Here is a 5104-nt window from a genome sequence, read left to right on the forward strand (position 1 = left end):
AGGACGCGCGTCGGCGTCCAGCTCCGCCGGGACGGCGTAGTCGAAGTAGCGGTCGAGGTGGAGGACGCCCTTGTCGACGAGGACGCGGGCGACGGGGAGGCGCTCCGCGACGGCGGCGCCGCGCCAGGTCCGCGGCTTGGCCCGGGGCGCCTTCTCCTTCGCCTCGCGCACGCTCTCCCGGATCAGCGCGAGCTGCTCGGGCGGCGCACCCTGCGCGCCGCCTTCCCCAGGGGTCTCTTCGCTGCTCACGCCGCCATTGTTCCACCGGGCTCGGACACCGTGCCGTGCCGTGCGGGGTGAACGGACGGCCGCACGGCCGAGGCCCGGCACCCCGTCGGAACGGGATCACCGGGCCTCGGCCGTGCGGCGCCGGGGGGAACTACACCCCGGCCGCCTCCTTGAGCGCGTCCACGCGGTCCGTCCGCTCCCACGTGAAGTCGGGCAGCTCACGGCCGAAGTGACCGTAGGCGGCCGTCTGGGAGTAGATCGGCCGCAGCAGGTCCAGGTCGCGGATGATCGCGGCGGGCCGCAGGTCGAAGACCTCGGAGATCGCCGACTGGATCTTCTCGACGTCGATCTTCTCCGTGCCGAAGGTCTCGACGAACAGGCCCACCGGCTCGGCCTTGCCGATCGCGTACGCGACCTGCACCTCGCAGCGCGAGGCGAGACCGGCCGCGACGACGTTCTTGGCGACCCACCGCATCGCGTAGGCGGCCGAGCGGTCCACCTTGGACGGGTCCTTGCCCGAGAAGGCGCCGCCGCCGTGGCGGGCCATGCCGCCGTAGGTGTCGATGATGATCTTGCGGCCGGTGAGACCGGCGTCGCCCATCGGGCCGCCGATCTCGAAGCGGCCGGTCGGGTTCACCAGCAGGCGATAGCCCTCGGTCTCCAGCTTGATGCCGTCGTCGGAGAGCGCCTTCAGCTCCGGCTCCACCACGTACTCGCGGATGTCCGGGGTCAGCAGCGAGTCCAGGTCGATGTCCGAGGCGTGCTGCGAGGAGACGACCACGGTGTCCAGACGGACCGCCTTGTCGCCGTCGTACTCGATGGTGACCTGGGTCTTGCCGTCCGGGCGCAGGTAGGGGATGGTCCCGTTCTTGCGCACGTCGGACAGGCGCTTGGACAGGCGGTGCGCGAGGAAGACCGGCAGCGGCATCAGGGTCGGCGTCTCGTCGGAGGCGTAGCCGAACATCAGGCCCTGGTCGCCCGCGCCCTGCTTGTCGAGCTCGTCCTCGTCACCCTCGACGCGGGCCTCGTAGGCCGCGTCGACGCCCTGGGCGATGTCGGGGGACTGCGAGCCGATGGAGACCGACACGCCGCAGGAGGCCCCGTCGAAGCCCTTCTTGGAGGAGTCGTACCCGATCTCGAGGATCTTGTCGCGCACCAGCTGCGGGATCGGGGCGTAGGCCTTGGTGGTGACCTCGCCGGCGACGTGCACCAGGCCGGTGGTGATCAGCGTCTCGACCGCGACCCGGGAGGTCGGGTCCTCGCGCAGCAGCGCGTCGAGAATGGTGTCGCTGATCTGGTCAGCGATCTTGTCGGGGTGACCCTCGGTCACGGACTCCGAGGTGAACAGGCGACGGGACACTACGCTCCCTGGGTTTGCAGCGGCTGCTGGCTGAATTCTTGGCGACGCATCGGGGCTGCGCCCGGACGTCCGGCACAGTCTAGTCGGTCCTGCCCGTTTGGCGGGCCACCGATCTCACCCTACGGGCGGAGAGCGGCTGGACGGATGAGGACATCCGGGTCATTCTTCCCCGGACCGCCCCCGGCACTCCCCCGCGCCGCCCTCCGGGCGGGCCGCCGGAAGGCCGGGGCCTCGACGGATCCGGTCATCCGGCCAGGCGGCCGGCGACCAGGTCCCACACGGTGTCGGCCAGGTCCTCCTTGGGGCCGTGCGGCACCGGCGTCTCGCCGCCGTCGGCGCCGAGCACCAGGGCCTCGTTCTCCTCCGACCCGAAGGTCAGGTTCTCCCCCACCTGGTTGACGACGAGGAAGTCGCAGCCCTTGCGCCGGAGCTTGGCCCGGCCGTTGGCCACCACGTCGTGGGTCTCGGCGGCGAAGCCGACCACGACCTGGCCGGGGCGGGCCCGCCCGGCGGAGATCTCCGCCAGCACGTCCGGGTTGCGGACCAGGGCCACCGGTTCAGGGTCCTGCCCGTCCTTCTTCTTGATCTTGCCCTCGGCGTAGGCGGCCGGCCGGAAGTCGGCGACGGCGGCGGCCATCACCACGGCGTCGGCGTCCCGGGCCGCCTCCACCACGGCCCGGCGCAGCTCGACGGCGGTGCCGACGCGGACCACGTCGACCCCCGCCGGGTCGGGCAGCGCGGTGTTGGCGGCGACCAGGGTGACCCGGGCTCCGCGGGCGGCGGCGGTGCGGGCGAGGGCGTAGCCCTGCTTGCCGGAGGACCGGTTGCCGAGGAACCGGACCGGGTCCAGCGGCTCGCGGGTGCCGCCCGCGCTGATCACCACATGGCGTCCGGCCAGGTCGGCCGGGGCCGGACCGCGGGTGAGGACCCGGCGGCAGACCTCGAAGATCTCCACCGGGTCGGGGAAGCGCCCCTTGCCGGTGTCCACGCCGGTGAGCCGCCCCACGGCCGGCTCGATCACCACCGCGCCGCGGCGGCGCAGCGTCGCCACGTTCTCCTGGGTGGCCGGGTGCTCCCACATCTCGGTGTGCATGGCCGGCGCGAAGACCACCGGGCAGCGGGCGGTGAGGAGCGTGTTGGTGAGCAGGTCGTCGGCGAGGCCGTGGGCGGCCTTGGCCAGCATGTCGGCGGTGGCGGGGGCGACGACGACCAGGTCGGCGTGCTGCCCGATGCGCACGTGCGGCACCTCGTGCACGGACTCCCACACCTCGGCGGAGACCGGGTGGCCGGAGAGCGCGGACCAGGTGGGCGCGCCGACGAAGTGCAGCGCGGAGGCGGTGGGCACCACCCGGACGTCGTGGCCGGACTCGGTGAACCGCCGCAGCAGCTCGCAGGCCTTGTAGGCGGCGATGCCGCCGCTGACGCCCAGGACGATCCGCGGCCGGCCGTCCGTCTCGTGCACCGTCGTTCCCACCGTGTCTCTCCCTGAAGTGACTGGCTGCGTGCTCCGGGCCTACGGGGACCCGGGATCCGTCCCGGAAAGGAGTTCCCGGCGGACGGGCAGACCACAGGCCCGGCAGGTCGCTGCCGGGCCTGTGGGCCGCTGACTGTGCCGCTGGAAGCGGGTGGCTCCAAGGGAGCCGGCGCCTCAGCGCGTGGGGTCCGTCGCCGGGCCGTCGACGGCCTCGGAGGTGAGCAGACCGGCGTTGATCTCGCGCAGGGCGATCGAGAGGGGCTTCTCATGGACGTGGGTGTCGACGAGCGGGCCCACGTACTCGAGGAGGCCCTCACCGAGCTGCGAGTAGTACGCGTTGATCTGGCGGGCACGCTTGGCCGCGTAGATGACCAGGCTGTACTTCGAGTCGGTGGCCTCGAGGAGCTCGTCGATCGGCGGGTTGATGATGCCCTCGGGCGCGGTCATGGAAGAGGACACGCTCTGACCTTCCGATAAGGGTGAATGAGATCTGGAAGCTCTCCCGCCTGGATCGCTCCGGCGGGGTTGGCGGGCACCGGGTGTCCGCCCCTACGACGGTCCTCCCGACCGCCGGGCAGGTCCTGGACCTGCCGCGTGCCGGCGTGCACGTTCTGGACATGCGCGACCGGCCGACACCCCGGAGTATAGCCGCGCGTCCGGGCGATCCGCGCAGCGTACCTCGGACCGGCCCCTCGCGGGAGGGGCCGGTGAGGTGCGTCAGACGGCGCCCATCAGCGTCAGCAGCTCGCGGGCCACGGCGTCGACGGCGGTGTTGACCAGCGTCACGTCGAACTCCGGCTCGGCGGCCAGTTCGACCTTGGCGGCCTCCAGCCGGCGTGCGATGACCTCCGGCGACTCGGTGCCGCGCCCGGTGAGCCGGCGCACCAGCTCCTCCCAGGAGGGCGGCGCGAGGAACACCAGCTGGGCCTGCGGCATGGACGCGCGCACCAGGCGCGCGCCCTGGAGGTCGATCTCCAGCAGCACGGGGCTGCCCGCCTCCAGCCGCTCCATCACGGCGGCGCGCGGCGTGCCGTAGCGGTTGCCCGCGAACTCGGCCCACTCGAGCAGCTCGCCGTTGGCGATCATCTTGTCCATCTCCTCGTCGGTGACGAAGAAATAGTGGACGCCGTCCTGCTCGCCCGGTCGGGGCTTGCGGGTGGTCGCCGAGACGGAGAGCCACACGTCGGGGTGCTCGTTGCGCATATGGGCGACGACCGTGCTCTTGCCGACCCCGGAGGGGCCGGAGAGCACGGTCAGACGCGGACGTACGTCCTGGGGGACGGGGGTGGTCGTCCCCCGGGGTGTTGCAGCCATGCGCCGATTATTCCAGTAATCCCGGGCGGGCCGGGACTCAGGAGGCGGCGCCGCCGAACTCCCGCTCCAGGGAAGCGATCTGGTTGGAGCCCAGGCCACGCACCCGGCGGCTCTCGGAGATGCCGAGCCGCTCCATGATCTGCTTGGCGCGGACCTTGCCGACGCCCGGCAGCGACTCGAGCAGGGCGGAGACCTTCATCTTGCCGATGACGTCGTTCTCCTGGCCCTGCTTGATGACCTCGTGAAGGGAGGCGCCGGAGTGCTTGAGTCGATTCTTGACCTCGGCCCGCTCCCGGCGAGCCGCGGCGGCCTTTTCGAGCGCGGCTGCGCGCTGTTCGGGGGTAAGGGGCGGAAGAGCCACGCCTACGTCACCTCGGATGTCGAACTGTCGGATACGGACCGGTGAGGAACTGCTTGCCCCACACCTGGTGAGCCACACACCGCAGTTGGCCTGTGGCTCTGGTCGGAGACTAGCGGTCCGGGCAGCGAGAGTCAGCGAGAACGACGGAAAAGTCCTGGTCAGACTCGCCAGCGGCTCGATCACGGCCGACATTTACGACAAACCGGAGCGGTTTCGCGCCTGAGGGGGCGGACATACGGATGGAGCGCGTCCGCCGCGGGGGGCCTTCCCCGCGGCGGACCGTGTGTTCCCGCGTGCGCTCAGCCCGCGACGGCGGCGCGGATCTCGTCCGCGTAGCGCTGTGCCGCGTCCCGCAGCGCTCCCGTCG

Annotated in this window: 5 protein-coding genes and 1 pseudogene; all 6 read right to left on the minus strand. The window is 71.9% G+C overall.

Annotated elements, in window-relative coordinates; genetic code table 11:
* Window positions 1-249, minus strand: a pseudogene (locus HW445_RS17910) (primosome assembly protein PriA); the annotation flags it as partial.
* A gap of 130 nt (window positions 250-379) precedes the next feature.
* Window positions 380-1588 (minus strand): methionine adenosyltransferase, encoded by a 1209-nt coding sequence (metK, locus tag HW445_RS17915; protein ID WP_151774890.1) that lies wholly within the window; start codon window positions 1586-1588, stop codon window positions 380-382.
* Between the two features lie 244 nt (window positions 1589-1832).
* On the minus strand, window positions 1833-3062 hold the full coding sequence (coaBC, locus tag HW445_RS17920; protein ID WP_308799395.1) for a bifunctional phosphopantothenoylcysteine decarboxylase/phosphopantothenate--cysteine ligase CoaBC: 1230 nt from the start codon (window positions 3060-3062) through the stop codon (window positions 1833-1835).
* A 174-nt stretch (window positions 3063-3236) separates the two neighbouring features.
* The gene (rpoZ, locus tag HW445_RS17925; protein ID WP_108957089.1) at window positions 3237-3521 is read right to left on the minus strand and encodes a DNA-directed RNA polymerase subunit omega; all 285 of its coding nucleotides are present in this window, start codon (window positions 3519-3521) and stop codon (window positions 3237-3239) included.
* 258 nt (window positions 3522-3779) lie between these two features.
* A complete protein-coding gene (gene gmk, locus HW445_RS17930; RefSeq protein ID WP_180222014.1) occupies window positions 3780-4376 on the minus strand; it encodes a guanylate kinase in 597 nt (198 codons plus the stop codon).
* A gap of 37 nt (window positions 4377-4413) precedes the next feature.
* Window positions 4414-4737, minus strand: a complete 324-nt coding sequence (locus HW445_RS17935; RefSeq protein ID WP_055492888.1) for an integration host factor — start codon at window positions 4735-4737, stop codon at window positions 4414-4416.
* Window positions 4738-5104: the final 367 nt, after the last annotated feature.

Origin of the sequence: Streptomyces sp. UH6, assembly GCF_013421635.1 — a bacterium.
Classification (GTDB): Bacteria; Actinomycetota; Actinomycetes; order Streptomycetales; family Streptomycetaceae; genus Streptomyces; species Streptomyces abyssomicinicus.